This is a genomic window from Streptosporangium album (assembly GCF_014203795.1).
In the GTDB taxonomy this organism is placed as follows: Bacteria; Actinomycetota; Actinomycetes; order Streptosporangiales; family Streptosporangiaceae; genus Streptosporangium; species Streptosporangium album.
In genome coordinates this window covers 4648997-4674060 of record NZ_JACHJU010000001.1, presented here as the reverse complement: position 1 = coordinate 4674060, position 25064 = coordinate 4648997, and the positions used below count along the sequence as shown (strand labels likewise).

27 protein-coding genes and 1 pseudogene are annotated in these 25064 nt (G+C 68.8%); 8 read left to right on the top strand and 20 right to left on the bottom strand.

Annotated elements, in window-relative coordinates; genetic code table 11:
- Positions 1–37: 37 nt before the first annotated feature.
- From FHR32_RS22290 to FHR32_RS22280, 3 genes are all read right to left on the bottom strand, one after another.
- Positions 38–751, bottom strand: a complete 714-nt coding sequence (locus FHR32_RS22290; protein ID WP_184756069.1) for an alpha/beta hydrolase — start codon at positions 749–751, stop codon at positions 38–40.
- Between the two features lie 128 nt (positions 752–879).
- Complete coding sequence (locus FHR32_RS22285) at positions 880–1218, bottom strand: Rv1322 family protein (protein ID WP_184756068.1); 339 nt, start codon at positions 1216–1218, stop codon at positions 880–882.
- Positions 1215–2684 carry a 3-hydroxyacyl-CoA dehydrogenase family protein gene (locus tag FHR32_RS22280; protein WP_184756067.1) on the bottom strand — a complete coding sequence of 490 codons (1470 nt, stop codon included), beginning with the start codon at positions 2682–2684 and terminating at the stop codon, positions 1215–1217. Before FHR32_RS22280 ends, FHR32_RS22285 begins: the two co-directional genes overlap by 4 nt.
- 255 nt (positions 2685–2939) lie before the next feature.
- Between FHR32_RS22280 and nucS the strand changes: the two genes are divergently transcribed.
- From nucS to FHR32_RS22245, 7 genes are all read left to right on the top strand, one after another.
- Complete coding sequence (gene nucS, locus FHR32_RS22275) at positions 2940–3599, top strand: endonuclease NucS (RefSeq protein ID WP_184756066.1); 660 nt, start codon at positions 2940–2942, stop codon at positions 3597–3599.
- Between the two features lie 122 nt (positions 3600–3721).
- Entirely contained in the window at positions 3722–4564 is an 843-nt protein-coding gene (locus tag FHR32_RS22270) for an ABC transporter ATP-binding protein (protein ID WP_184756065.1), read from the top strand.
- Between the two features lie 47 nt (positions 4565–4611).
- Complete coding sequence (locus FHR32_RS22265) at positions 4612–5451, top strand: ABC transporter permease (protein ID WP_184756064.1); 840 nt, start codon at positions 4612–4614, stop codon at positions 5449–5451.
- Positions 5452–5622: 171 nt separating this feature from the next.
- Entirely contained in the window at positions 5623–6306 is a 684-nt protein-coding gene (locus tag FHR32_RS22260) for a sensor histidine kinase (RefSeq protein WP_184756063.1), read from the top strand.
- Positions 6307–6356: 50 nt separating this feature from the next.
- On the top strand, positions 6357–7490 hold the full coding sequence (locus FHR32_RS22255; protein WP_184756062.1) for a sensor histidine kinase: 1134 nt from the start codon (positions 6357–6359) through the stop codon (positions 7488–7490).
- Positions 7491–7492: 2 nt separating this feature from the next.
- Positions 7493–8116, top strand: a complete 624-nt coding sequence (locus FHR32_RS22250; RefSeq protein WP_184756061.1) for a response regulator — start codon at positions 7493–7495, stop codon at positions 8114–8116.
- Positions 8117–8335: 219 nt separating this feature from the next.
- Entirely contained in the window at positions 8336–8941 is a 606-nt protein-coding gene (locus tag FHR32_RS22245; protein WP_184756060.1) for a TetR/AcrR family transcriptional regulator, read from the top strand.
- Positions 8942–9041: 100 nt separating this feature from the next.
- On the opposite strand, the gene FHR32_RS22240 is transcribed toward FHR32_RS22245, so the two are convergent.
- The 4 genes and pseudogenes from FHR32_RS22240 to FHR32_RS22225 all read right to left on the bottom strand — a co-directional run bounded on the left by FHR32_RS22240 (position 9042) and on the right by FHR32_RS22225 (position 13438).
- Positions 9042–9359 (bottom strand): STAS domain-containing protein, encoded by a 318-nt coding sequence (locus tag FHR32_RS22240; protein WP_184756059.1) that lies wholly within the window; start codon positions 9357–9359, stop codon positions 9042–9044.
- A gap of 160 nt (positions 9360–9519) precedes the next feature.
- Positions 9520–9900: pseudogene (locus tag FHR32_RS22235) on the bottom strand (helix-turn-helix domain-containing protein); the annotation flags it as partial.
- Positions 9870–10190 carry a histidine kinase gene (locus FHR32_RS22230; protein ID WP_246466270.1) on the bottom strand — a complete coding sequence of 107 codons (321 nt, stop codon included), beginning with the start codon at positions 10188–10190 and terminating at the stop codon, positions 9870–9872. The pseudogene FHR32_RS22235 and the gene FHR32_RS22230, both read right to left, overlap by 31 nt.
- A gap of 95 nt (positions 10191–10285) precedes the next feature.
- Positions 10286–13438 carry a S41 family peptidase gene (locus FHR32_RS22225; protein WP_184756058.1) on the bottom strand — a complete coding sequence of 1051 codons (3153 nt, stop codon included), beginning with the start codon at positions 13436–13438 and terminating at the stop codon, positions 10286–10288.
- A 65-nt stretch (positions 13439–13503) separates the two neighbouring features.
- Between FHR32_RS22225 and FHR32_RS22220 the strand changes: the two genes are divergently transcribed.
- A complete protein-coding gene (locus FHR32_RS22220) occupies positions 13504–14094 on the top strand; it encodes a cob(I)yrinic acid a,c-diamide adenosyltransferase (protein ID WP_184756057.1) in 591 nt (196 codons plus the stop codon).
- A 323-nt stretch (positions 14095–14417) separates the two neighbouring features.
- Here the strand turns inward: FHR32_RS22220 and FHR32_RS22215 are convergent, their stop codons facing one another.
- The 13 genes from FHR32_RS22215 to FHR32_RS22155 all read right to left on the bottom strand — a co-directional run bounded on the left by FHR32_RS22215 (position 14418) and on the right by FHR32_RS22155 (position 25002).
- Positions 14418–15086, bottom strand: a complete 669-nt coding sequence (locus FHR32_RS22215; protein WP_184756056.1) for a choice-of-anchor C family protein — start codon at positions 15084–15086, stop codon at positions 14418–14420.
- Between the two features lie 237 nt (positions 15087–15323).
- Positions 15324–15734, bottom strand: a complete 411-nt coding sequence (locus FHR32_RS22210) for a DUF2550 domain-containing protein (protein ID WP_184756055.1) — start codon at positions 15732–15734, stop codon at positions 15324–15326.
- Positions 15735–15775: 41 nt separating this feature from the next.
- Positions 15776–16183, bottom strand: a complete 408-nt coding sequence (locus FHR32_RS22205) for a F0F1 ATP synthase subunit epsilon (RefSeq protein WP_184756054.1) — start codon at positions 16181–16183, stop codon at positions 15776–15778.
- 65 nt (positions 16184–16248) lie between these two features.
- Positions 16249–17676, bottom strand: a complete 1428-nt coding sequence (atpD, locus tag FHR32_RS22200) for a F0F1 ATP synthase subunit beta (RefSeq protein ID WP_184756053.1) — start codon at positions 17674–17676, stop codon at positions 16249–16251.
- Between the two features lies 1 nt (position 17677).
- Positions 17678–18577: a F0F1 ATP synthase subunit gamma gene (locus FHR32_RS22195; RefSeq protein WP_184756052.1), complete on the bottom strand. Its 900-nt coding sequence runs from the start codon at positions 18575–18577 to the stop codon at positions 17678–17680.
- Positions 18578–18580: 3 nt separating this feature from the next.
- Entirely contained in the window at positions 18581–20230 is a 1650-nt protein-coding gene (atpA, locus tag FHR32_RS22190; protein WP_184756051.1) for a F0F1 ATP synthase subunit alpha, read from the bottom strand.
- Between the two features lie 23 nt (positions 20231–20253).
- Positions 20254–21066: a F0F1 ATP synthase subunit delta gene (locus tag FHR32_RS22185; RefSeq protein WP_221465508.1), complete on the bottom strand. Its 813-nt coding sequence runs from the start codon at positions 21064–21066 to the stop codon at positions 20254–20256.
- Positions 21066–21614, bottom strand: coding sequence for a F0F1 ATP synthase subunit B (locus FHR32_RS22180; RefSeq protein ID WP_184756050.1), 549 nt, complete (start codon positions 21612–21614; stop codon positions 21066–21068). Before FHR32_RS22180 ends, FHR32_RS22185 begins: the two co-directional genes overlap by 1 nt.
- A gap of 32 nt (positions 21615–21646) precedes the next feature.
- Positions 21647–21883, bottom strand: coding sequence for an ATP synthase F0 subunit C (gene atpE, locus FHR32_RS22175; protein ID WP_184756049.1), 237 nt, complete (start codon positions 21881–21883; stop codon positions 21647–21649).
- A gap of 62 nt (positions 21884–21945) precedes the next feature.
- Positions 21946–22737, bottom strand: a complete 792-nt coding sequence (atpB, locus tag FHR32_RS22170; protein ID WP_184756048.1) for a F0F1 ATP synthase subunit A — start codon at positions 22735–22737, stop codon at positions 21946–21948.
- A 67-nt stretch (positions 22738–22804) separates the two neighbouring features.
- A complete protein-coding gene (locus FHR32_RS22165) occupies positions 22805–23020 on the bottom strand; it encodes an AtpZ/AtpI family protein (RefSeq protein ID WP_184756047.1) in 216 nt (71 codons plus the stop codon).
- A gap of 85 nt (positions 23021–23105) precedes the next feature.
- The gene (locus FHR32_RS22160) at positions 23106–23522 is read right to left on the bottom strand and encodes a Cg1360 family ATP-synthase-associated protein (RefSeq protein ID WP_184756046.1); all 417 of its coding nucleotides are present in this window, start codon (positions 23520–23522) and stop codon (positions 23106–23108) included.
- Between the two features lie 151 nt (positions 23523–23673).
- A complete protein-coding gene (locus FHR32_RS22155) occupies positions 23674–25002 on the bottom strand; it encodes a glycosyltransferase family 4 protein (protein ID WP_184756045.1) in 1329 nt (442 codons plus the stop codon).
- Between the last annotated feature and the right edge of the window lie 62 nt (positions 25003–25064).

Genomic DNA, 25064 nt, shown 5'->3' with positions numbered 1-25064 from the left:
CCTTGCCCCACACCGATCCGTGATGGCGCCCTGAGCCCTATGGACCGATGATCTCCGTGGGAAGGGGGTAGGCGGCCGGGTTGACCCGCCGGACGATCTCGTTCAGGACGATCCGCACGTACGGCTCGCCGACCCACAGGTGCTTGGCGCCGTCCACCCCGATGACCTCGGCCTGGGGAACCCGGGCGAAACGCTTGCGGGCCTCCTCCGGCTGGAGGTAGTCGTCGAGCTCCGGGACCAGCGCGGTCAGCGGCCGCCCGAACTCCGCCCACGACTCGAGGTCGGCGTCGGTGGCCCGGTGCAGCGGCGGGGACAGGAGGACGGCGCCCTCGACGAGCGGATCGCGACCCCACTTGAGCGCGAGCTCGGTGCCGAAGGACCAGCCGACCAGCCAGGACCGGGGCAGGTCGTGGAAGTCGGCGTACTCCAGTGCGGCGGCGACGTCGAGGCGTTCCGCCTGCCCCTCGCCGAAGGCCCCCTGGGAGGTGCCCCGGTCGGAGGCGGTCCCTCGGGTGTTGAAGCGCAGCACGGCCAGATCCGCCAGCGCGGGCAGCCGGTTGGCGGCCTTCTTGTAGAGGTGGCTGTCCATCATGCCGCCGTGCGTGGGCAGCGGGTGCAGGCAGATCAGTGTGGCCACCGGAGGCCTGTCCGCCGGAAGGGCCAGCTCACCGACGAGGGTCAGCCCGTCACCGGTGTGCAGCTCGATCGGTTCCCTGCGCGCGGGCAGCACCGTAGAGGCCCGGATCTCCATGAATTCCCACTCCGTCTCGTGACCGGGCGCCGGTGGACCGGAGGTCCGGGGGCAGGCGCCGTACGATCGTTCCCATCCGTGGCCCCGCGCCGGCGGACCTCCGGTCCACCGGCGCGGGGCGACCGTCCTCAGTATCGGGTCCGGCCGGGACCACGTTTGACCCGGTTGCGCCAGCACGCCGTGTGCCAGTGCCGGCGCTCGTCCTCCCCGCCCGCCCACGCGGGCCAGCTCACCAGGTGCGGCAGGCCCGGTCTGATCTCCTGGTCGCACCCTGGACACCGGTAGACCTTGTCCGCCCCGGCCCCGGTGACCCGGCGCACGTGCCAGTCGCCGTCGGGCCACTCCTCGACCTGGTCGACGCCGGGAACGAACTGTCCCACGGGGCGGGAGGAGGCCGACCCACGGCCGGCCGCGCCTCGGCCGCCGCGGGCGAAGGGATCCGTCCGGCGGGCTCTACGGGGGCTCATGGCAGGTCGCGGATGCTTCGCACCCCGGCCGTGACGAGCTGGTCGAGCAGCGGCGCGGGGGCCAGGGAGGGCTCGCGATACTCGGCGTAGAGGGCGCGCAGGCCGTCGCGGACCGTCTCCAGCCCCAGCTCGTCGAGCATCTCGAACGGCCCCGAGGGGTAGCCGCAGCCCAGCTTCATGGCCGCGTCGATGTCCTCGATGGCCGCGTATCCGGAGTCGTACATCCGCACGGCGTCGTTCAGATACGGATAGAGGAGCGCGTCCACCACGAACTCGGCCCGGTCCCTGCACAGCACCGGTGTCCGGCCCGCGATCCGCACCAGGCCCTCCGCGGCACGTGCCGCCTCGGGCGAGGTGAGCACCGTGGACGCGACCTCGGCGATCCTGTCCCCGACCAGGTGGAGGCCGACCAGGCGCTCGGGGTGGGCGAGCCCGGCGGCCAGCTCGATCACAGGGGTGCGGGACAGCGCGACGACCACATCCGCGTCAGCGGCGGCCGCGGACTTGAAGCCCGCGGCCGAGAGCTTGTCGGCGAACCCGTCCCCGTCCTCCCCCAGCACCGCCACCGAGCCCACCGACGGTTTGCTCGTGGACAGCGGCCCAGCGGGCTGTTCGCCCCGGTAGAAGCCGCCGCCGGACTTACGCCCGAGCAGCCCCGCGGTGACCAGCTCGCGCAGGATCGGCGCGGGGGCGTGGCGTCGGTCACGGCTCTCCTGGAACAGCACGCACATGACCTCGTAGGAGGTGTCCAGGCCGATCAGGTCGAGCAGGGCGAAGGGCCCCATCGGCAGCCCCACGCCGAGCCGCATCGCGGCGTCGATGCCGTCCCGGTCGGCCAGGCCGTTCTCCAGCAGGACGGCGGCGTGGTTGAGGTAGGTCAGCAGCAGCCGGTTGACCACGAACCCGGCGCGGTCGCCGACGGTCACCGGGGTCTTGCCGAGCCTCCGTGCGAGGTCGGCCACCTCTTCGGCCAGGCCGTCCTCGGTGATCACCGTGCGGACCACCTCGACCAGCTTCATGACCGGCGCGGGGTTGAAGAAGTGCATGCCCACGACCCGGCCGGGCCTGGTCGTGGTGACCGCGATCTCGGTGACCGAGAGCGAGGAGGTGTTGGTCGCGAGCACCGTGGACGGCTTGCAGATCCGGTCCAGATCGGTGAAGAGGGCGCGCTTGAACTCCATGACCTCGGGGATGGCCTCGATCACCAGATCGGCGCCGGCAAGGTCCTCAAGGGATGTGGTGAAGCTCACCCTGGCGAGGATCTCCGCCCTTTCGGCCTCGCCCAGCCTGCCCTTGGCCACGGCCTTGGCCGTGGACCCCTCCAGATGGCCGCGTCCCCGCTCCAGCGCCGCCAGGTCGGCCTCCACGCCGATCACCGCGAGACCCGCCAGGGCGAACACCTCGGCGATCCCCGCGCCCATCGTGCCGAGCCCGACCACTCCGACCGTCTCAAAAGCGCCTGTCATCGCTCTCCCCACCACACCGGCATCGCCCTGCGAGATCCCGTCCGGCCCGGCGACCGCCCGGTCCGGCACAGCCACAGTCTCCCAGAGGGGGACCGGCTACCCGAAAAGGGGAGGCTACCGTGACCGTGGTGGGACGCGTGCTGTCTCTGGTGCCGCCGTTCTCCTCGGCTGATCCGAGGACCCCGGCGCGCGACAGGAGACCCGGCCGGACGGATCCGAGGGATACGGGCCCCGTCCGGCCGGTAGGGTTCGGGCATGCGTCTGGTCATAGCGCGGTGCAGCGTGGATTACGTCGGAAAGCTCACCGCCCACCTTCCGATGGCGCCCCGGCTCATCCTCATAAAAGCCGACAGCAGCGTCTCCATCCATGCTGACGACCGGGCGTTCAAGCCACTGAACTGGATGAACCCGCCGTGCAGGCTCCGCGAGGAGGAGGGCACCTGGACGGTGACCCACGGCAAGACCGGCGAGAAGCTGGTGCTCACCATGGAGGAGATCCTCCACGACTCCCGCCATGAGCTGGGGGTCGACCCCGGCCTGATCAAGGACGGTGTCGAGGCGCATCTGCAGGAGCTGCTGGCCGAGCACATCACCACGCTGGGCGCGGGCTGGACGCTGGTCCGCCGCGAATACATGACGGCGATCGGGCCGGTGGACATCCTCTGCCGTGACCACACGGGGGCGACCGTGGCGGTGGAGCTCAAGCGCCGCGGTGACATCGACGGCGTCGAGCAGCTCACCCGTTATCTGGAGCTCCTCAACCGCGACCCGCTCCTCGCCCCGGTGAAGGGCATCTTCGCCGCTCAGGAGATCAAACCGCAGGCCCGGGTGCTCGCCGGCGACCGCGGCATCGACTGTGTCGTCCTCGACTACGACAAGCTGCGGGGCATCGAGCGCAACGACACCCTGTTCTGACGCGTACGGCGTGCCAGACCCGGCCACGTCTCCACCGACCTGACCGTGTCCTCCGAAAGGAGGACATTCCGGTCCACCGGTCGTTGGTGCCGCGGGAGCCGTACGGGGACGACGCTTGGGGCATGACGACAGCGGTGACGGTGCGGGGCCTGACCAAGCGCTACGGCGACGTGCAGGCGGTCGGGGGCGTCGACCTCGACATCAACGCGGGCGAGGTGTTCGCGATCCTCGGGCCCAACGGTGCCGGGAAGTCCACCACGGTGGAGATCATGGAGGGATACCGGACCCGGGACGCCGGGGAGGTCAGCGTCCTGGGCGTCGACCCGGGGAGACCGACGCGGGAGTGGCGCTCGCGGATCGGCGTGGTGCTGCAGACGGCCAACGACGTGGCCGAGGCGACCGTGCGGGAGACCGTACGGCACTTCGCGAGGTACTACCCCCATCCCAAGGACCCGGACGAGGTGATCGAGCAGGTCGGCCTGACGGACAAGGCCGGTCAGCGGATCCGCCAGCTCTCCGGTGGCCAGCGGCGCAGGGTGGACGTGGCCCTGGGGGTGATCGGCGGTCCGGAGCTGCTCTTCCTCGACGAGCCGACCACCGGGTTCGACCCCGAGGCGCGCCGGCATTTCTGGGACCTGATCGAGAGCCTGGCCCACCAGGGAACCACGATCGTGCTGACCACGCACTACCTGGACGAGGCCGAGGCGCTGGCCGACCGGGTGGCCGTGGTCGCCGGGGGCCGCATCGTGGCCGAGGGCGACCCGGCGACCCTGGGGGGCCGGGCGACCGCCAAGGCCAGGGTGAGCTGGTCCGACGAGGGGGAGCGCCGCTCTCTGGAGACCGGCACCCCGACCAGGACGGTGCTGGAGCTGACCCGTCGTTTCGACGGCGAGGTCCCTGAGCTGACCGTGACCCGTCCCTCGCTGGAGGACATCTACCTCCAGCTCATCGAGGCCCCCGCGTGAGCACGCCCCCCGTCCAGCCGCGCCCGACCCCCCGAGGTGATCACCCGATGAGCCAGACCGTTACCCGAGCCTCCGCGCCGCCTCTCGGTCCGCCGCCCTCCGCGATACGGCTGGGGCTGTCGCGGGCGGCTCTCGAGATCAGGCTGTTCTTCCGGGAGAAGGACGCGGTGATCTTCACCTTCTCCTTCCCGATCGTCCTGCTGGTGATCTTCGGTTCGATCTTCGCGGACGATCTGGAGGGGACGGGGCTCAACGTCTCCCAGCTCTACGTGGCCGGGCTGATCGGTTCGGCGACGATGACGGGCTTCCAGAATCTCGGCATCGGCATCGCGATGGACCGCGACGACGGCACGCTCAAGCGGATACTGGGCACGCCGCTGCCGCGCAGCTCCTACTTCATCGGCAAGGCGCTCAACACCCTGTTCATCTCCTTCTGCCAGGTGGTGATCCTGCTGGTCATCGGGGTGGTGCTGTTCGGTCTGAAGCTGCCCTCCGAGATCTCCACCTGGCTGACCTTCGTCTGGGTGTTCGTGCTCGGTGTGCTCGGCGCGTCCCTGCTCGGTATCGCCGTCAGCAGCCTGCCCAGGTCCGGCAAGAGCGCCAGTGCGGTGATCGCCATGCCGTTCGTGGTGCTGCAGTTCATCTCGGGGGTGTTCATCCCCGTCACCCAGCTCCCGTCCTGGCTGGTGAACATCTCGTCGGTCTTCCCGCTCAAGTGGATGTGCCAGGGTTTCCGCTCGGTCTTCCTGGGTGACGTCGGGGCCACGCTGGAGCTCACGAAGTCCTACGAGCTCGGCCGGGTCGCCCTGGTCCTGGGAGCATGGGTCGTCGGAGGGATGCTGCTGTGCCTGACGACGTTCCGCTGGAAGAGCCGCCGCGACGGGTGATCTAGCCGATCCGGCCCGGGCGCGCCACCGGTCCGTCCGGGCCGCCCGGCGGTCCTGGCCGGGGACCGGCGGCGGGGCGCGGTCCACCTCGCCGTCGGCAAGGAGGGGGCGCTCGACTACCTGGCCATCAGCACAACCTTGATCTTGTTCTCGACCGTGTCAGGGATATGGATGGAACGGGTCATGGAGCAGAGCGAGGATCGATCGGCCCTCATCGAGGAGCTGGAGGCCCAGCGGGCCGAGGTGGCCAGGCTGTCGGCCGAGCACGGGGCGCTGACCGAGCGCGAGCGCCTCGCCGGGGAGATCCACGACACCCTGGCCCAGGGCTTCACCAGCATCATCATGCTGCTCCAGGCCGCCGACGCCCAGCCCGACCCGGCCCGCCACCTGGCGCTGGCCGTACAGACGGCGCGCGAGAACCTGGCCGAGGCCCGCGCGCTGATGGCCGCGCTCAGCCCGGCACCGCTGGACGGCTCCACCCTGGACGAGGCGCTGGTACGGCTGGCCGACCGGCTCGGGGAGGAGGCGGGGATCGCCGTGACCTTCACGGTCCACGGCGAGTCGCGACCGCTACCGCCCTCCGCCGAGGTGGTGCTCATCCGCGCCGCCCAGGAGGCCCTGGCGAACGTGCGTGAACACGCGGCGGCGGGCCGGGTGGACGTCTCCGCGGCCTATGGCCCGCGGACGGTCACGCTGGAGGTCCGTGACGACGGGCACGGGTTCGACCCGTCCGTCGCCGCCGACGGGTACGGCCTGCGCGGCATGCGGAGCCGGGTGGAGCAGGCGGGCGGCTCGATGCGGGTGCGGAGTTCGCGGGAGGGTGGGACGGTGCTCACCGTCGAGGTGGCAGAGTGACCGTCGTGACGTTTCTGGACAATCCCCTACCTACGAGGCAACACGCCTTCATGCGTCTGAGCGGCTGGGAGCTGCTCTACCTCGTCGCCTTCCTGACCGCCCTTTTCTTCGTGCTCTCCGACAAAGCGCTGGGGACAGCCGAGCGGGTGACCGGGGTGGTGCTGCTCTGCGGCTGCCTGGTGGCGTACGCGCGTCTGGGGCGCCGGGCCGTCGGCGTGGGGTACCGCTCATGGAGGGGAAGGGCGTACGTCGTCCTGCTGATCGTGCTGTTCACTCCGGTGGCCGCCCTCTGCCCGCCCACCAGGTTCGTCCTCTTCGCCCTGTGCGCGCAGTGCTTCATGATGATCCCCAAGAACCAGGCGCGGATCGCTGTGATCGTCTTCAACGTGGCCCCCGCGCTGGAGTTCCTCGCCGTCCCACCGACGCTGGAGGAGCTGGTCGTCTTCCTGGGGGTGACGGGCCTCGTCCTCACCTTCGCGCTGACCTTCGGCCCCTGGATCGTCGACATCGTCGGCCAGAGCAGGGAGCGGGCATCACTCATCGAGGAGTTGGAGGCCCGCCGGGCCGAGGTGGCCAGGCTGTCGGCCGAGCGCGGGGCCCTGGCCGAGCGCGAGCGCCTCGCCGGGGAGATCCACGACACCCTGGCCCAGGGCTTCACCAGCATCATCATGCTGCTCCAGCAGCCCGATGCACGGCGGATCGAGCTGGCCGTACAGACCGCGCGCGAGAACCTGGCCGAGGCGCGGACGCTGATCACCGAACTGAGTCCGGCGCCGTTGTCGGGGGCCACCCTGGAGGAGGCGCTTGAGCGGATCACCTCACAGTTCGGTGAGGAGCTCTCGGTGTCCGCCACCTTCGAGATCCGGGGCGGTTCCAGGGCGGCTCCGACCAAGGTCGAGGTCGTCCTGCTCCGCGCGGCGCAGGAGGCGCTGGCCAACGTGCGCAAGCACGCCGGCGCGGACGCCGTCGCGGTGACGCTGGAGTACACCCCCGAGGCGACCCGGCTGACCGTCCACGACGACGGCACGGGCTTCGCCCCGTCCGCCGCCGAGGGATACGGCCTGCGCGGCATGCGCACCCGGGTCGAACAGATGGGCGGCACCCTCACGGTGACCGGCCCTCCGGGCGGAGGCACCGACCTGGTGGCCGTCGTCCCCGCCGACCAGCCCGACCATGGAGCGTGACAGTGCTGCGTCTGTTGATCGTCGATGACCACCCGGTGGTCCGCGAGGGTCTGCGAGGGATGCTGGAGGCCGATCCCGAGATCACCGTGGTGGGGGAGGCCGCGTCGGGGGACGAGGCGGTCGTGCGGGCCGGGGAGCTGCGGCCCGACGTGATCCTGATGGACCTGCGCATGCCGGACGGGGACGGGGTGAGCGCCACCTCGCGCATTCTGGCCGTGCGGCCGGAGAGCAGGGTGATCGTGCTGACCACCTACGAGACCGACCAGGACATCGTGCGGGCGGTCGAGGCGGGGGCCGCCGGATACCTGTTGAAGGACACCTCCAGGGCCGATCTGCTGGCCGCGATCGCCTCGGCGGCGCGGGGCGAGACCGTGCTGTCGCCGTCGGTGGCGACCCGGCTGGTCACCCGGATGCGGGCGCCGGTGAGCGACTCCCTGTCACCCCGCGAGGCCCAGGTGCTCTCCCTGGTGGCCGTGGGGCTGACGAACGCGGAGATCGGTAAGGCGCTGTTCATCAGCGAGACCACGGTCAAGACCCATCTGCTGCGTGTCTTCGGCAAGCTCGGCGTCTCCGACCGCACCGCCGCCGTGACCACGGCCCTGGACCGGGGTTTCATCACCCGGTAGGCGAGAGACGGCCCCATCTCGTTCATCGGCACGGCGGGGAACTTGACTGAGCAGTCAGACTTGTCACTTTCTTTCATGGATGACAGAAACATCGGCAAGCTTACTCTTCCACAAAAAGGATCTTGCACCCATAATGGTGGATTCTTGGGGACCAAGATCATGAGGTGGAAGTGATAAAACAAGCGTTTGTCAAGCCCATACCGACGATGGAGGCTTGACATGAGTCAGCGATCATACAGAGGAATGTCAGCGGAGGAGCGGCTGGCGGAACGTCGGGAGCGTCTGGTCAGCGCGGCGTACACGCTCTATGCCGACCTCGGTTTCCCCGAGACCACGATCGAGAAGCTGTGCACCTTGGCCCGCATCTCCAACCGCGCCTTCTACGAGTGCTTCTCCGGCCGTAACGAGCTGCTGCAGGCGGTACACGACAGGTGCGTGCAGGAGACGGTGCTGGCGGTGCTGAAATCCATGGAACAGGCGCCGGAAACGCCGACCGGCCGGGTCGAGGTGGGCATCGCCGCATATATCAGCTTCGTCACCGAGGACAGGCGCCGTGCCAAGATCCTGCACCTGGAGGTACGGCGGGCGGGTGACTATCTCACCAGGTCACGGCAGCATTCCGTGGCGGTGTTCACCCAGATCATCGAGACGAACATCTTCGACCTGCCGGAGGCCACCAAGGCCAATCAGCACCTGCTGGCGCTGGGCGTGATCGGCGCGATGCAGGAACTGCTCACCGAGTGGGTGCTGGCCGACGATCCGCCCGACGTCGATCATCTGATCGACACCGCCATACACATCTTCCACCGGTCTTTCGCGACGTGAGCGTCACGGGGCGAGGAGGACGCCGCGGAACCGCCGCGACCGTGCGGCACGGTGGACCGCCGGCCGCACACGACCCGGGGCAGGCGGTCTCCGTCCGGCGTCAGGCGACCGCGGCCATGGGAAGCTCGACGGTGAGCACCCTGTTGAGCCTGGTCACGGCCAGCACCCGCATGACCCGCGGCGGCACTCCGCGCAGGATGAGACGGCGTTCCGCGCCCAGTGCGCGGCGGTGCGTTCCCACCAGCACCCCGAGGCCGGTGGCGTCGATCATCTCCAGTCCGGACAGGTCCACGATCAGATCGCCGTCGCCGGAGTCGACCGCCCCGTGCAGCCGCGGACGGACGCCGGCGACGGTACCCACGTCGAGCCGGTTGCCGACACTGACCACCTGGGCTCCGGGGTTCTCTGTGACGCGCATTCCTCCTCCTTGGGCCGGGCCGCGGGGCAGAAGCGGCCGCGTGCGATCCTGGTCCGCCACTGCGGCCAGATGCTCACGCAGAGCATTCACATAGTTTCTCAAAGCGAAAAAAGCGGCGAGCTCTACCCATCTCCCTGCTCACGCCTTCTTCCACCATGACCTACCCGTGCCCCGCCTCAAGAGAAAAATACGGTTTACCGCCAACCTTTTGCTGGGCGACATGGATGGCGGTGATCCGGTTGGCCGCACCCAGCTTGGTGATGGCGCTGGACAGGTAGTTACGGACAGTGCCCTCGGTCAGGTGCAGGGAGGCGGAGATCTCTCCGACCGACGCGCCCCGCGAGGCCAGGGCCAGAGCATCGCGCTCACGCTCAGTGAGCGGACTCTCCCCGGCCATCATCGCCGAGTCGAGATAGCGTCTGCCGGAGCTTACCCGACGTATGGCAGTCGCCAACTCGTCGGCGGAGGCGTCCTTGGGGATGAAGCCGCGCACCGCCGTACGGATCTCCTTCAGCGCCTCCCGCGCCGGCCCCGCACCTCCTCCATCTCACCGGCCGCCCGCCCGGGATCCGCCTTCGACAGCTTGACCGCCACCTCGCTCTTGACCGCGATCGCGGACAGGCTGTGGCCGACCAGGTCGTGCAGGTCGCGGGAGAAGCGGAGCCGCTCCTCGGTGACAGCCGGCCGGGCCCGGGCCTCCTTGCCCTCCAAGGAGATACCGCGCACGGCTTCGAAGCCGCCGTATCTCTGCCGGAGACCGCCGACCTCGATCACGTTGTCGAGGCCGGCGGCCGTGACGCCGGTCGCATCCGCAAGCTGTGGTGTCGTCATACCGACAATCGTCGCTTTCCTGCGTTTTCACAGGTAGTCGCCGATATCACCAACGTGCTATGGATCTCTCAGCCGCATCGGATGACAAATGTCATCTACGGGCGGGGCGGCAGCGCCGGGCGGCGGCGGGACGGACGGGTCGCGGTGTCGGGCGGGGTCGCCGCGGGCCGTTCGGCGAGCGCCGCCAGTGCGAGCCGTACGGCCTCCTCGATCTGCGGGTCCCGGCCGGCGGCCCAGTCATCGGGGGTGATGTCCACCTCGACGTCGGGGTCGACGCCGTAGTTCTCCACTCCCCAGCCGAGCCCCTCGAACCAGAACCCGTACCGGGGCACGGTGATGTGCGACCCGTCCGCCAGGCGGTGGTCGCCGTCGATGCCGATGACACCGCCCCAGGTACGGGTGCCCACCACCGGTCCCAGCTTGTAGATCTTGAAGGCGGCGGTGACGATGTCGCCGTCGGATCCGGCGTCCTGGTCGGTGACCGCGACCAGCGGGCCCCGCGGAGCCTCCTCGGGATAGGTGATCGGCTCCAGACCTCTGGGCGGGGCCCAGCCGATGACCCGGCGGAGCAGCTTCTCCACGACGAGCTGGGAGGTGTGACCGCCCCGGTTGCCCCGGACGTCCACGACGAGCCCCTCGAATGTCATCTCCTTCCGCAGGTCACGGTGGAACTGCGCCCACCCTTCGGCGACCATGTCCGGGATGTGCAGGTAGCCCAGGCGACCGCCGCCCAGCAGGCGGACGTGCGCCCGGCGCCCGGCCACCCAGTCCTGGTAACGCAGCCGCCGATCGTCGCCGAGCGGCGTGACCACGGCCCTGCGCCCACCGCCCAGGGTCAGCTCGACCGGCTTGTCCGCCGAGCCGACCAGCAGCGGTGCCGGCCCCTGCGGCGGCACCGGACGGCCGTCGATCGCCAGCAGTGTCTCTCCCGGCTGGATGACCGCGCCGGGCGCGGCCAACGGCGAGCGGGCATGCACGTCGGAGGACTCGCCGGGCAGCACCCGGTCCACCCGCCAGCGACCATCGCCGTCCCGGGACAGATCGGCGCCGAGCAGGCCGACCGCGTCGGACACGGGATGCCCCCACGGGGCGGCGTCGACGTAGGCGTGGGAGCTGCCGAGCTCTCCGACGACCTCCCAGAGCAGGTCGGCGAAGTCGTCGGCGGTGGCGACGCGCTCCACCAGCGGCCGGTACTCCTCCAGCACGGCGTCCCATTCGACGTCCGCCATGTCCTCGACCCAGAAGTCGGCCCGTATCCGGCGGCCCATCTGGGCGTAGGCGTGCCGCCGGTAGGCCTGCGGGTCGGCGGTGACCCGGATCCGCGACAGGTCGACTGCCGCGTCCTCGCCGCCGCTCTTGCCGGCTACCGGGCGGACGGTGAGCGCGCCCTTGTCACGGACGACGAGCTGGGTGCCGTCGCCGCTCACCCAGTAGGAGTCGAGCTTGTCGACCACCTCCTCGCAGGTGCGCTTGACCAGGTCGTAACGGTCCAGCGCCGGGCGGGGCCGTTCCGCCCCCGCCTTGTCGCGGTCCTCACCGAGTTCCCCGGCCAGCGGCTCGCGCAGCCAGACGAATCCGCCCTTGACCGCGCGGAGCGCCGAGTAGCGCCCTTCGGGCACCGGCACCTGCACGACCCTGGCGGCGATGCCGTCCAGGTCGACGGTGATCGCGTCATCGTCCTTGCGCCTCTTCTTGTCATCGTCGGGCTCGCCGACGGGCCGCCCCTCGGAGCTGGGCGCGAACGGCGACGGGGTCGCCGCGCCCAGCGGCACCAGGTAGGGGCGGTAGCCGAACGGGAAGGACATGTCGAAGGAGTGCGCGTCGTAGACCGGGTCGAAGCCGCGCCGGGACAGGAACGCCAGGTAGTCCCCGGCGAACGCGGGCGAGACGTCCACGAACCGGCCGTCGGTGACGTCGGTGACGACCCGGTCCGCCGCCCGGGCCAGCCGGATCCGGCGCAGCGGCGCGGCCTCCGGGTGCGACCACGCCAGCCAGGCGGAGTCGGGCGACCAGGCCAGCCCGTCGATCTCCCCGTTGGCGGTGGCCAGTTCGGCGACCTCACCGGAGGCCACGTCCACCAGGAGCAGCCGCCCGTCCCTGGCGGCCACCGCGACCGTGCTCCCGTCGGGCGCGGCGGCCAGATCACCGACCTCGCCGAGCTTGCCCACGGCGATCCTGCGGCTCTCCCCGCCACCGGCCGGCCCGATCTCCAGCCCCTGCCGCTCCCCGTCGTCGAAGACCCACACCACCCGGTCCGTACCCAGGATGCGCGGCTTCCCCGCCGACAGGCCGGTGCTGAGCTGCCGCGCCGGGCCGTCCCGGTGGGTGATCCAGTGCACCGAGCCCTGAACCTCCACCACGCTGGCCCGTCCGGTCGCGTCCACGGCCAGGTCGTGCAGCCTGCGCCCCGCGTTGACCTGGTACGGCTGCCGCCCCCGCAGCGGAGCGCCGAGCGTGACGTCGAGCTTGCGCGTCTCGGTGTCGAGCCCGTCCAGCAGGTAGAGGTCACCGGCGTTCTGGTAGACGATCCGGGTCCCGTCGGTGGTGGCGTGCCGGGCGTAGAAGACGTCGTGGTCGGTGTGCCGGCGCAGGCCGGTGCCGTCCAGGGCGCAGGAATAGAGGTTGCCGACACCCTCATGGTCGGAGAGGAAGACCAGGCGTCCGCCGACGAGCATCGGGTTGGCGAAGTGGCCCTTCACCTCCGCCAGGAGCCGGGTGAAGTCGCCGCCGGCCCGCTGGACCCAGAGCCGCCCCGCCGTACCGCCCCGATAACGCTTCCAGGTCGCCGGGTCACGGGCGAGGGAGGCGGTGAGCAACGCCACGGCCTCTCCGGTGACCGACAGATCGGTGGCCGGGCCGTAGGGCAGCCTCTCGACCTGGCCGTCGGCGAGCGCGTAGGCCCAGGTGCGCGTGGCGAACGGCTGGCCGGTCGCGCTGATCGCGAGGACCTTGCCGTCCGGCGTCCAGCCACGCGTGCGGGTCCGCCGGTCGCCCCAGTAGGTCAGCCTCTCGGCGGAACCGGACTCCAGGTCGGCCAGGAACACCTCGGGCGCGCCGTCGCGGACGCTGGTCCAGGCGACCTTCGTGGCATCGGGAGAGAGATGGGGATAGCCGGCGGGCGCCCGGTCCGAGGAGAGACGCCAGGCCCGGCCTCCCGCGGAGGGGGCCACCCAGACGTCGTCGTCGGCGACGAAGATGAGCGTCTCGCGGGAGATGTGGGGAAAACGCAGGTAAGAACCAGAAACCATCGACAGATCATATTGTCCGTTACCACGACAAACTTAAGGATTTTCCGACCGATACGCTGAACCTCATGACGCGATCCGACAGGAACAAGCCGGTGGTGCTCTCCAAGATCTACACCCGCGCCGGCGACGACGGCACGACCGCGCTCGGCGACATGAGCCGCACCCGCAAGACCGACCCCCGCCTGGCCGCCTACGCGGACGTGGAGGAGGCCAACGCGGCGATAGGCGTGGCCCTGGCCACGGGCGCCCTCGACGAGGACATCGCCGCCGTCCTCGTCCGGATCCAGAACGAACTGTTCGACGTCGGCGCCGACCTGTGCACCCCGATCGCGGAGAATCCCGAGTTCCCGCCCCTGCGGGTCGAGCCCTCCTACATCGAGTGGCTGGAGGCGCGGTGCGACGAGTTCAACGAACGGCTCAAGCCCCTGCGCAGCTTCATTCTCCCCGGTGGCACCCCGGCCGTCGCCCAGCTCCACGTGGCCAGGACGGTGACCCGGCGGGCCGAGCGGACCACCTGGTCGGCTCTGGAGGCCCACGACGACGTCAACCCGCTGACCGCGAAGTATCTCAACCGGCTGAGCGACCTGATGTTCATCCTCTGCCGGGTCGCCGCCCATGGCGACGAGATCCTCTGGAAGCCCGGCGGCACCCGCTAGGCGTGCTTGTTCCATCGTGGCTGGGAGTGGCATAACGACGCCTCCGCCTGCGACGCGTCTCATGTCGCTCTCGCAGAGAAGCCGGGCGTCCCGCTGATCACCACCGGACGGCGGCCGGCGGAAGGCGTGAAAGGCATCGCCTTAACCGAGGTCGAGAGCCACTCGACGGCCCGACCTCCCGTCCCGAACGGCTACCCGGCGGCCCGGCGCTCCCTCCCGTACGGACTCACCCGACGACGCCGGGTACGGGGACGACGAGAGACCGGAGGCGACTCCGGGACGTCCGGGCTCCGGCGATCCGCCGGAGCCCGGGTGGCCGAGGGTCAGCCGTCGTTCCCCGAGGGCTCGTTCACGCCCCCGACACCGGCGTCTCCCGTAGCGGGGAGGGGATAGAGGCGTCGCGGAGTGACGGTCACGTCGTCGAGCACGGGTCCGTACGCCCCCGCGGTGGCGGAGACGAAGCTCAGGGTCGCCCTCGAACCCTGAGCGCAGAAGGAGAACCCCTCTCGCACGTATCCCATGTTCCGCGAGGTCTTTCCTGCGGTGTCGAAGGAGAACCTCTGCTGGACGGTCAGAGAGCCCTGGGTCACCCGCGCGTATCCCGTCTTCACCTTCGGGCCGCCGTAGGGGTTGCCCGCCAGGGCGTAGCCGACCGTGTAGCAGCGATCCGGCACCGTCGGGAAGGACTGCTCGATCGATCCGGGACTACGGCCCGACAGATCAACGGACTGCCGCCCGCTGAAGGCCTGCCAGGGGCCTGCGCGGCTGACCAGGTCGATCGATCCCATTGCGACATGCCATGCCCCGACGGTGCTTCCCGCTTTGATCTGGACGCTCCCGGAACCCAACGAGACCGGGCCCTCGAAGCCACCGTTGGCGACCACCGAAGGCGCCTCGACCGAGACGTGGGCGGCGGCGGAAACGGGAAGGCCAAGGACACAGGCCACCGGGAGCGCGACGGCCAGCCGGACGGCGCACCGGCCTCGCGCCATCGAAACGATCATATTTTCCCCCTGTTGTGCATGATCTACGGCCGCGGCAGGATGGCCGGCTCGCACGGCGAGGGAAGACGTACCGCACACGTCACCGCAGGCAAGCCGTCACGCTGGGTTGCGACCAAAGGGCTTACGGTAACGGGGAGTAGTCGATCTGCCACTCTGGCACGCCCGCAGGGGCGGAAGCCTGCAGAAAAAGAGAGAGCCACGGCAGAGGCGTGGCGTGGGGGACGGTCAGGCGACGTCGAGGTAGGCACCGGGCGGAGCGGACTCCAGCCAGGCGACGAAGCCGGTGAGGGCGCGGTATCCCATGGCGAGCTCGAACGCGTGTTGCCCGTTCTTGCACTCCAGCGCCGTCACGCCCTCGATGAAACCGTAGAACTCACCGGACCCGACCGTGCGGCGCCCGGAAACCACAAGGCCGCGCCTCACGATCACGTGGCGCGGCCTTGGAAGCAGACCTACAAGTGGAATCCAGTTGAGCTGGCCGTCGGCGTAACGGGCTACCCCCACACGCCAGCCTCGCTCCCCCGACATCAGGCGCAGGCAACACAGCACCGAGCCACGAGATCGGGTCAGGATCAGCACGCGGGAGGCCAGGAGGGCGACAAGCAGCGCCACCACGATGAGTACGTCCAGCACCATGTCTGCCGCCCCCAAAAAGCCGTACCGCTCAGAAGCCGAATTTATCCGACTTCTTCGCCGGCCGCGCGCAACCGGGCCCTGGCACGCTTGGCCTCGACTGCGGCGTCCGCGTCCTCCTGGTTGGCCTCGATCGAGGCCTGCGCACGCGCGAGCGCGTCCTTGGCCGCGGCGACGTCCACCTCGGAGCCGAGCTCGGCCAGCTCGGCCAGGATCGACACCTCGTCATCGGCCACCGAGAGGAACCCGCCGTGAACCGCGGCGACGAGATCGGTCTCGCCACCTCCACGCTTGACCGTCAGCACGCCGCCCTCGACGAGAACACCGAGCACGGGCGCATGCTTAGGCATGATACCGATCTCGCCGTCGATGGTCTTGGCAATCACCATGTCGGCCTCGCCGGACCAGATCTCACGCTCCGGCGAGACGACGCCTACTCGCAGCTTCGCCACGTTCTCTCCAGTTCCTTTCGAACCAGGCACCGGTACGGCTCACGCCGTACCGGTGCCGAAGGCGACTAGCGGGCGAGTTCCTTGGCCTTGGCGACGGCCTGCTCGATGCCACCGACCATGAAGAACGCCTGCTCGGGCAGGTGGTCGTACTCGCCGGCGCACAGGCCCTTGAACGAGGCGATGGTCTCGTCCAGCGGGACGTTCTCTCCGGGCTGACCCGTGAACGCCTCGGCGGCGTACATCGGGTGGGAGAGGAAACGCTCGATGCGGCGGGCCCGGTTGACGGTGACCCTGTCCTCTTCGGAGAGCTCGTCGATACCGAGGATCGCGATGATGTCCTGCAGTTCCTTGTACTTCTGCAGGATCCGCTTGGTCTCCTGGGCCACGCGGTAGTGCTCCTCGCCGACGATCAGCGGGTCGAGGATCCGCGAGGTGGAGTCGAGCGGGTCCACCGCAGGGTAGATGCCCTTCTCCGAGATCGGCCGGGACAGCACGGTCTGCGCGTCGAGGTGCGCGAACGCGTTGTGCGGGGCCGGGTCGGTGATGTCGTCCGCGGGGACGTAGATCGCCTGCATCGAGGTGATCGAGTGGCCGCGGGTCGAGGTGATGCGCTCCTGCAGAACACCCATCTCGTCGGCCAGGGTCGGCTGGTAACCCACCGCGGACGGCATGCGGCCGAGCAGGGTGGAGACCTCGGAACCGGCCTGGGTGAAACGGAAGATGTTGTCGATGAACAGAAGCACGTCCTGCTTCTGCACGTCACGGAAGTATTCCGCCATGGTGAGGGCGGAGAGCGCGACGCGCAGACGCGTGCCCGGCGGCTCGTCCATCTGGCCGAAGACGAGCGCGGTGTCCTTGAGGACGTCGGCCTCTTCCATCTCCAGCCAGAGGTCGTTGCCCTCACGGGTGCGCTCGCCGACGCCGGCGAACACCGAGGTGCCACCGAAGTTACGGGCGACCCGGCGGATCATCTCCTGGATCAGAACGGTCTTGCCGACGCCCGCGCCGCCGAACAGGCCGATCTTGCCGCCCTGCACGTACGGGGTGAGCAGGTCGATGACCTTGATGCCGGTGGTCAGCATCTCGGTGCGCGACTCAAGGGTGTCGAAGGCGGGCGACGGGCGGTGGATGCCCCAGCGCTCCTCGACCTTGAGCGACGCGGTCGGCACGTCCAGGGACTCGCCGAGCGTGTTCCACACGTGACCCTTGACGACGTCGCCGACCGGCACGGAGATGGCCGCGCCGGTGTCGGACACCGGCGCACCACGGACCACGCCGTCGGTGGGCTGCATGGAGATGGCGCGGACCAGGTTGTCGCCCAGGTGCAGGGCGACCTCCAGGGTCAGGGTCCTGGTCTCCTCACCGAGGGTGACCTCGACCTTCAACGCGTTGTAGATTTCGGGCATCGCCTCGACGGGGAACTCCACGTCGACGACGGGACCGGTGACCCGCGCGACGCGGCCCACGCCGGTCTCAACAGTCTGTGCAGTCATTTCACTCTTTCCCCGCTGCGGCGTCAGCCAGCGCGTTCGCGCCACCGACGATCTCGCTGATTTCCTGGGTGATCTCGGCCTGGCGAGCCTGGTTCATCTGCTGGGTGAACACTCGGATGAGCTCGTTGGCGTTGTCGGTCGCCGACTTCATGGCCCGGCGACGCGAGGCTTCCTCGGAGGCCGCCGACTGGAGCAGCGCGGTGAAGATGCGCGATTCCACGTAGCGCGGCAGCAACGAGTCGAGCACGGCGCTCGCGCTGGGCTCGAACTCGAAGTACGGCAGTGGCGTGTCGGGCTTCTCGGTGCTCTCCTCGATCTCCAGCGGAAGGATCCGCCGGACCACGACCTCCTGCGTGAGCATCGAGACGAACTGGGTGGAGACGATGTGGATCTCATCCACCCCGTCCTCCGCGGAGAACGACTCGATCAGCGCGTCGGCGATGCCCTTCGCGTCGGAGTAGGCGGGCTTACGGGAGAATCCCGTCCACTGCCCCCCCATCTCACGGTTGCGGAAGCTGTGCCAGGCGACACCCTTGCGTCCCGTCACGAAGGGCACGGGCTCGACGCCCTTGCCCTTCAGCAGGGAGCCGAGCGCCTCGGCCTCACGCAGGATGTTCGCGTTGAAGCCGCCGCAGAAGCCGCTGTCGCTGGTGACGATGAGGACGGCCGCCTTGGTCGGCCGCTCCTTCGCCACGGTCAGCGGGTGGTCGACACTGCTGGTGTTGCTGACGACGCCCGTGACGGCACGAGTGATCTCGCGCTCGTACGGCACGGCCGCCTGCATCCGCAGCTGGGCCTTCACGATGCGCGACGAAGCGATGAGCTCCTGGGCACGCGTGATCTTCGCCGTGGACTTGACCGACTTGATCCGCCGCCGCAGCAGTCTTAGCTGGGCACCCATCGGCTACTTCTTCTCAGCCGTGCGGACGTGCTTGGTGATCTTCTCTTGGCCGACCTCGCCTGCGTCGAGCGCCGCGACCGGCTCCTCGTTGACCAGCAGCTCGCCCGAGGCGGTCTCGAAGGTCTTCTTGAACTCGGTGATGGCGTCCTTGAGGGCGGTCACCGTGTCGTCCGACAGATCCTTGGTCTCACGGATGCTGTCGAAGATGCCCTTGTTCTCCCGGGAGAGGTAGTCCAGGAAGTCCGTCTCGAAGCGGCGGATGTCCTCGACCGGGACGTCGTCGAGCTCGCCGGTCGTGCCGGCCCAGATCGAGACGACCTCCTTCTCCACCGGGAAGGGGCTGTACTGCGGCTGCTTGAGCAGCTCGACCAGGCGCTGGCCGCGCTCAAGCTGTGCCTTGGACGCCGCGTCCAGGTCGGAGGCGAAGGAGGCGAAGGCCTCCAGGTCGCGGTACTGCGACAGCGACAGACGCAGCGTGCCGGCGACCTTCCTCATCGCCTTGGTCTGCGCCGAGCCACCGACTCGGGAGACCGACACACCGACGTTGATGGCGGGACGGACACCGGCGTTGAACAGGTCGGTCTCAAGGAAGACCTGGCCGTCGGTGATGGAGATGACGTTGGTGGGAATGAACGCCGAGACGTCGTTGCCCTTGGTCTCGATGACCGGCAGGGCCGTCATCGAGCCCCCGCCCATCTCGTTGGAGAGCTTGGCGCAGCGCTCCAGCAGACGGGAGTGGAGGTAGAAGACGTCGCCGGGGTAGGCCTCACGGCCCGGCGGGCGGCGGAGCAGCAGCGAGACGGCGCGGTAGGCGTCGGCCTGCTTGGTCAGGTCGTCGAAGACGATGAGAACGTGCTTGCCCTGGTACATCCAGTGCTGGCCGATGGCCGAACCGGTGTAGGGGGCGAGGTATTTGTAACCGGCAGGGTCGGACGCCGGAGCGGCGACGATGGTGGTGTACTCCATCGCGCCCGCCTCCTCGAGGCGGCCCTTGACCTGGGCGATCGTGGACCCCTTCTGGCCGACCGCGACGTAGACGCAGCGGACCTGCTTGGCCGGGTCGCCCGAGAGCCAGTTCTCCCGCTGGTTGAGGATCGTGTCCACGGCGATCGCGGTCTTGCCGGTGCCACGGTCACCGATGATCAGCTGACGCTGGCCACGGCCGATCGCGGTCATGGCGTCGATCGCCTTGATGCCGGTGGCGAGGGGCTCCTTCACCGGCTGGCGCTGGACCACCGAGGGGGCCTGGAGCTCGAGGGCGCGCAGGCTTTCGGACTCGATTGCGCCCTTGCCGTCCATCGGAACACCCAGGGGGTCGACCACGCGGCCGAGGAAGGCGTCGCCGACCGGCACGGACAGAACCTCGCCCGTCCGGCGGACCGACTGGCCCTCCTCGATCTTGCTGAAGTCACCCAGAACAACGACGCCGATCTCCCGGACGTCCAGGTTCAGTGCCAGGCCACGCGTGCCGTCCTCGAACTCAAGCAGCTCGTTCGCCATCGCCGAGGGAAGGCCGGAGACATGGGCGATACCGTCGCCGCAGTCGACGACGGTCCCGATCTCCTCGCGCGCGGCGCCTTCCGGCTCGTACGCCTGGACGAAGCGCTCAAGCGCGTCCCGGATCTCGTCCGGCCGGATCGTAAGCTCCGCCATCTCTCTTCAGTCTCCCTATTCGCCTAGCCGGCCAACCGGCGGCGGACTTCTTCGATTCGTCCCGCGATGGTGGTGTCGATGAGGTCGTCCCCGATCTGGACCGAGAACCCTCCGAGCACTCGCGGATCCACCTCGACGTTCAGATGAACGTCTCGGCCATACGAGGTGCGCAGCCACGTGGCGAGACGCCGTTTCTGCTCCTCGGAGAGCTCGACGGCACTACGCACCACGGCGACGAGGCGCTGCCTCTGGGCGGCGACCAGGCTGCCGAACTCCTCCAGCCCTCTTTCCAGGCTACGTCCTCGCGGATGCACCACGAGCTGCGTGACCAGGCGGAGGGTGGTGGGGGCGACCTTGCCGTCGAGCAGAGAGCCGAGCAGCTCCCGCTTGGCCTGCGCGGGGACGCCGACATTGGTCAGAGTCCGGTGCAGCTCCAGGTTCGAGGCGACGATCCGCCCGAACCTGAACAGCTCGTCCTCGACGTCGTCGAGCTTGCCCTGCGCCTCGGCCTCGGCCGCGGCGGCGATGACGCCGAGACGCTCGATCACGTCGGCCAGGTCACCCGGGCGCGCCCACTTCGCGGACACGGCCGCGACGACCGTCTCCAGCGCGGCGTTGCTGACCTTGCCCTCCAGCAGGACCCGTACGGCTTGCGCCTTCTGGGCCGCCGGACGGGCGGGGTCGGACAGGTTGCGGCGGAGCCCGTGCTCACGGTCGAACAGGTCGGCGACCGCGAAGAGCTCGTCGGCCAGCGAGCCGAGGTCCGCGCTTCCCGCCACGGCGTTGAAGCGCTCTTCGACCTCGGCCAGCGAAGCCCTGCTCAGACCTCTCAGCATCAGCGGACCGCCGCGCTGCTCGACTCGAGCTCCTCAAGGAACCGGTCGACGGTGCGGCGCTGGCGCGCCTCGTCCTCGAGGGACTCACCGACGATGCGGCCGGCGAGCTCGGTCGAGAGCCGGCCGATCTCGGAACGCAGCTGGGCGAACGCCTGCTGGCGGTCGGCCTCGATCTGGGTGTGCGCGGCCTCGACGAGACGACGGGCCTCGGCCTGCGCCTCCTCACGGAGCTCGGCCTTGATCTGCGCACCCTGCTCACGAGCCTCTTCACGCAGGCGGGAAGCCTCGTGACGAGCCTCGGCAAGCTGGTCCTTGTACTGCTTGAGCAGTGCCTGGGCCTCGGCCTGAGCGTCCTGCGCCTTCTGGATTCCGCCTTCGATGGCCTCGGTCCGCTCGACCAGCGTCTTCTGGATGCGCGGGGTGAGGATCTTACCGACGACGACGAGGACGACGAGGAACGCGAAGATGCCGACGACCAGCTCGTAGGTGTGTGGGATGAGGGGGTTGCCCCCCTCCTCCGCTGCCAGGAGCGAAGCTGCCTGAATCATGTGTGCAGCCTTCCGTCAGGATTATTGTGCGTCTAGCCGCGGAACATGAACGGCGCGACAAGGCCGATCAGGGCCAGCGCCTCGGTCAGAACGAAGCCGAGCAGCATGTTCTGGCGGATCAGGCCGTAGGCCTCAGGCTGGCGGGCGATGGCCTGCACACCCTGACCGAAGATGATGCCGACGCCGATGCCGGGGCCGATCGCGGCGAGGCCGTAACCGATCGAGCCGAGGTTGGAGAGGGAGCCGGTGACCTCAGCGAGGACGCTCATTGTGTGTTCCTTTACGGTCGGCCGGTGGGTCGTCCACCGGTCTGGACTATTCGAGGTTGGTCTTAGTGCTCGGCGTGGAGCGAGTTGCCGATGTACATCGCGGCGAGCATCGCAAAGAGGAACGCCTGCAGGAACTGGATGAACATCTCGAAGCCGGTCATGGCGATCGTCATGACGACACCGACCACGCCGAGCGGGGCGCCCAGCGGCGTGAGCTTCTCGAAGAGGAACCAGAAGCCGACCAGGCTGAAGAACGCGAGGATGATGTGGCCGGCGAACATGTTGGCGAACAGTCGCACCGCGTGCGTGAAGGGCGCGATGATCATGTTCGAGAGGAACTCGATCGGGGCCAGCAGCAGATAGATCGGCTTGGGCAGACCCGGCGGGAACATCATGTTCTTGAAGAAGCCGATCGCGCCCTGGTGCTTGACGCCCAGGTAGATCTTGAGGACGTAGATGCTGAGCGCCAGCACGACGGGGAAGGCGATGTGCGAGGCGACCGGGAACTGCAGGATGGGGACGACGCCCATCAGGTTCCAGATCCAGACCATGAAGAAGATGCTGAGCAGCAGGCCCATCCACCGGTCTGCGTCCTTGCCGAGGAACGGCCGGGCGACCTGGTCGCGGACGAACATGTAGCCCATCTCGGCGACGTTCTGGACGCCCCGGGGCACGATCTTCGGGTTGGCGAACGCGGACCAGCAGAAGGCCACGACGATGAGCGAGCTCAGAAGCGCCAGCAGCACGGGCTTCGTGAACCAGTCGACGCCTGGAATGATCGGCTGGGAGTTGAAGAGTTCGAGGCCCGGAGGCGTGAACTCGTCCCCGGAAGCGAGGAGCGTCAGCGTGCTCACGCAGCGTTCCCTTCAGCGTGGTAGTGGATCGAAATGGCTTCGTCAGCGAAGCGACCGCCGCCGAAGGCTAGCGACCGTACTTCCGGTAGACCAGGTAGACGGCGAGAGCGACCCCGAGGATCAACCCGATCGGCATGAAAGCGACCACGCCTGTCCATTGGGACAGCAACCAGCCTGCACCGCCGTACAGAATCATCCCGGAGAGGAGATAGCTGGGGATCGACCAGGCGGCGTTGGCGAAGTCGCGGCCATCGTCCTCGGGCCGTATTTTCTTCTCGCTCATCGCGGCCCCGAGGATAGCAGGCATAGTGAGGACTAGTCATATCGAGCCCCGTCATGCCGGGCGAGATCCTATACCTCATCCAGGATCACCTGGGTCCGGGGGTTCTGCCGTCGGGGTCGACGTAGAGCATCTTGAGTTTCATGAAGCCGCGCATCTCGCCGACGGTCCAGGCGACGGTGCATGCGACGGCCCCCCATCCGAACGCCCTGGGCTCGAACGCGGTGACGTCCTCGAAAGCCTTGAGCAGAGCCATGACCATGAGGATTTTCACCGCGTAACCCACGACGGCGGCGGTCATCATCGCCATGGGCGAGACCCGGCTGGCGTAGGAGATCGCGACTATGCCGAGGGTGAAGAAGACGCAGACGACCAGGGCCCCGATCGTCGCGCCGAGCGCCCCCTTGGCACCGGCCAGCAGAGCGGCGACGACGACCACGACCAGGCCCACCAGGACCGTGGGGATCGCGGCCCCTTTCAGGAGGCGTATGTCGTTGGCCTGCATCGGCACTCCAAGTAACTGTTATCAAGCGAGCGATTGCTACCTCGCAGGGCTCATCCTGGTGAGCGGCTGCTAGTGAAAGCTATCACAAGCTCATGGAAGAGCACCTTTACCTGCCGTTTCAAGTAAAGGATCAATAGGTTTCCAGGATGCGTCAGCGCGGTGTCTCGGAGGTCGGAAACCCCGGACGAGGAGCGGTGAGTGACAGGTCGGGGAGCACGGACAGCGCCGCGGTGTCGTCGCCCGCGGGGGCCGAGCGAGGGCCTGCCGGCTCAGGGGAAAGCAGGTGGACAGGCTCCGGGGGGAGCCGGCGGGCCTGGTCCTGGGTCGGACCGTCATCAGGACGGATGTGGCGCCCGCCGACATGGGCCCCACCCCCGCCACCGCCCTTCCGTGCCCGCCAGCGCGGCAGTGCCATCATCACCAGCACCCCGACGGCCAGCAGCACGGTGAGCGCGAACAGGATGAGCGGGACGCCCTCCATGGACATCGCCACGACCGCGAAGGCGAACAGGAAGGTCCAGATGTACATGATCAGCACGCTGCTCCGGTGCGAGTGACCGATGTCCAGCAGCCGGTGGTGCAGGTGCCCGCGATCGGGTGCGAACGGCGACAGGCCGTTGGAGGTGCGCCGGACCACCGCCATGATCAGGTCGAGCAGCGGCAGGACCAGGATGGCGATCGGCACCAGCAACGGGAGGATCACCGGGAAGCGGTTGATGCTGGTCGAGTCGAGCGGAGTGATGGTGATCATCGTGGATGCGAGGACCAGGCCCAGCAACATCGCCCCGGTGTCACCCATGAAGATCTTGGCGGGGTGGAAGTTGTGCGGCAGGAATCCCAGGCACATGCCGATGAGCACCGCGGCAATCGCCGCCGTGGCGTTGATGCTGGTGTCGGAGTAGTCCTTGGACAAGATGATGGAGTAGGTCCAGGTGGCCATGGCGGCGATGCCGACGATCCCGCCCGCCAGGCCGTCCAGCCCGTCGACGAAATTCACCGCGTTGATCATGACGACCACGATCAGGATCGTGATCAGTGGGCTCAGCGTGTCATCGAGGATGACCTGGCCGCCCAGGGAGGTGGGCAGCGGAAGCCACGGCAGGCTGATGCCGAACGCCACGAGCACACCCGCGGCACCGATCTGCCCGGCGAGCTTGATGAGGGCGTCCATCCCCCACCAGTCGTCCAGGAAACCGGTCAGGGTGATCAGGCCGCCCGCCACTATCAGCGCGATCACGGTCCTGCCCCCGTCCTCGGCCAACTTGCTCCCGGCGTAGGGCAGCTGGCCGGCGATCAGCAGACCCGCTACGAGCCCGCCGTACATGGCCAGGCCGCCCAGTCTGGGCGTCGGGATGGTGTGCACATCGCGGTCACGGACCTCTGGCATCGCACCGATGCGGATGGCGAACACACGGACGAGCGGCACCAGGAGATAGGTCACCGTCGCCGCCACCAGCGCCATCAGTAGATATTCGCGCACGGACCTAGTTTCGCTGATAGTCCGGCCGACTGTGACCGGAAAACGACACAGAACAGCTCATA

Excerpts from the sequence above, each read along its gene's own strand:
- FHR32_RS22290 (WP_184756069.1), bottom strand. The coding sequence starts at position 751 with ATGGAGATCCGGGCCTCTACGGTGCTGCCCGCGCGCAGGGAACCGATC.
- FHR32_RS22285 (WP_184756068.1), bottom strand. The coding sequence starts at position 1,218 with ATGAGCCCCCGTAGAGCCCGCCGGACGGATCCCTTCGCCCGCGGCGGC.
- FHR32_RS22280 (WP_184756067.1), bottom strand. The coding sequence starts at position 2,684 with ATGACAGGCGCTTTTGAGACGGTCGGAGTGGTCGGGCTCGGCACGATG.
- nucS (WP_184756066.1), top strand. The coding sequence starts at position 2,940 with ATGCGTCTGGTCATAGCGCGGTGCAGCGTGGATTACGTCGGAAAGCTC.
- FHR32_RS22270 (WP_184756065.1), top strand. The coding sequence starts at position 3,722 with ATGACGACAGCGGTGACGGTGCGGGGCCTGACCAAGCGCTACGGCGAC.
- FHR32_RS22265 (WP_184756064.1), top strand. The coding sequence starts at position 4,612 with ATGAGCCAGACCGTTACCCGAGCCTCCGCGCCGCCTCTCGGTCCGCCG.
- FHR32_RS22260 (WP_184756063.1), top strand. The coding sequence starts at position 5,623 with ATGGAACGGGTCATGGAGCAGAGCGAGGATCGATCGGCCCTCATCGAG.
- FHR32_RS22255 (WP_184756062.1), top strand. The coding sequence starts at position 6,357 with ATGCGTCTGAGCGGCTGGGAGCTGCTCTACCTCGTCGCCTTCCTGACC.
- FHR32_RS22245 (WP_184756060.1), top strand. The coding sequence starts at position 8,336 with ATGAGTCAGCGATCATACAGAGGAATGTCAGCGGAGGAGCGGCTGGCG.
- FHR32_RS22240 (WP_184756059.1), bottom strand. The coding sequence starts at position 9,359 with ATGCGCGTCACAGAGAACCCCGGAGCCCAGGTGGTCAGTGTCGGCAAC.
- FHR32_RS22230 (WP_246466270.1), bottom strand. The coding sequence starts at position 10,190 with ATGACGACACCACAGCTTGCGGATGCGACCGGCGTCACGGCCGCCGGC.
- FHR32_RS22225 (WP_184756058.1), bottom strand. The coding sequence starts at position 13,438 with ATGGTTTCTGGTTCTTACCTGCGTTTTCCCCACATCTCCCGCGAGACG.
- FHR32_RS22220 (WP_184756057.1), top strand. The coding sequence starts at position 13,504 with ATGACGCGATCCGACAGGAACAAGCCGGTGGTGCTCTCCAAGATCTAC.
- FHR32_RS22215 (WP_184756056.1), bottom strand. The coding sequence starts at position 15,086 with ATGGCGCGAGGCCGGTGCGCCGTCCGGCTGGCCGTCGCGCTCCCGGTG.
- FHR32_RS22210 (WP_184756055.1), bottom strand. The coding sequence starts at position 15,734 with ATGGTGCTGGACGTACTCATCGTGGTGGCGCTGCTTGTCGCCCTCCTG.
- atpD (WP_184756053.1), bottom strand. The coding sequence starts at position 17,676 with ATGACTGCACAGACTGTTGAGACCGGCGTGGGCCGCGTCGCGCGGGTC.
- FHR32_RS22195 (WP_184756052.1), bottom strand. The coding sequence starts at position 18,577 with ATGGGTGCCCAGCTAAGACTGCTGCGGCGGCGGATCAAGTCGGTCAAG.
- atpA (WP_184756051.1), bottom strand. The coding sequence starts at position 20,230 with ATGGCGGAGCTTACGATCCGGCCGGACGAGATCCGGGACGCGCTTGAG.
- FHR32_RS22185 (WP_221465508.1), bottom strand. The coding sequence starts at position 21,066 with ATGCTGAGAGGTCTGAGCAGGGCTTCGCTGGCCGAGGTCGAAGAGCGC.
- FHR32_RS22180 (WP_184756050.1), bottom strand. The coding sequence starts at position 21,614 with ATGATTCAGGCAGCTTCGCTCCTGGCAGCGGAGGAGGGGGGCAACCCC.
- atpE (WP_184756049.1), bottom strand. The coding sequence starts at position 21,883 with ATGAGCGTCCTCGCTGAGGTCACCGGCTCCCTCTCCAACCTCGGCTCG.
- FHR32_RS22165 (WP_184756047.1), bottom strand. The coding sequence starts at position 23,020 with ATGAGCGAGAAGAAAATACGGCCCGAGGACGATGGCCGCGACTTCGCC.
- FHR32_RS22160 (WP_184756046.1), bottom strand. The coding sequence starts at position 23,522 with ATGCAGGCCAACGACATACGCCTCCTGAAAGGGGCCGCGATCCCCACG.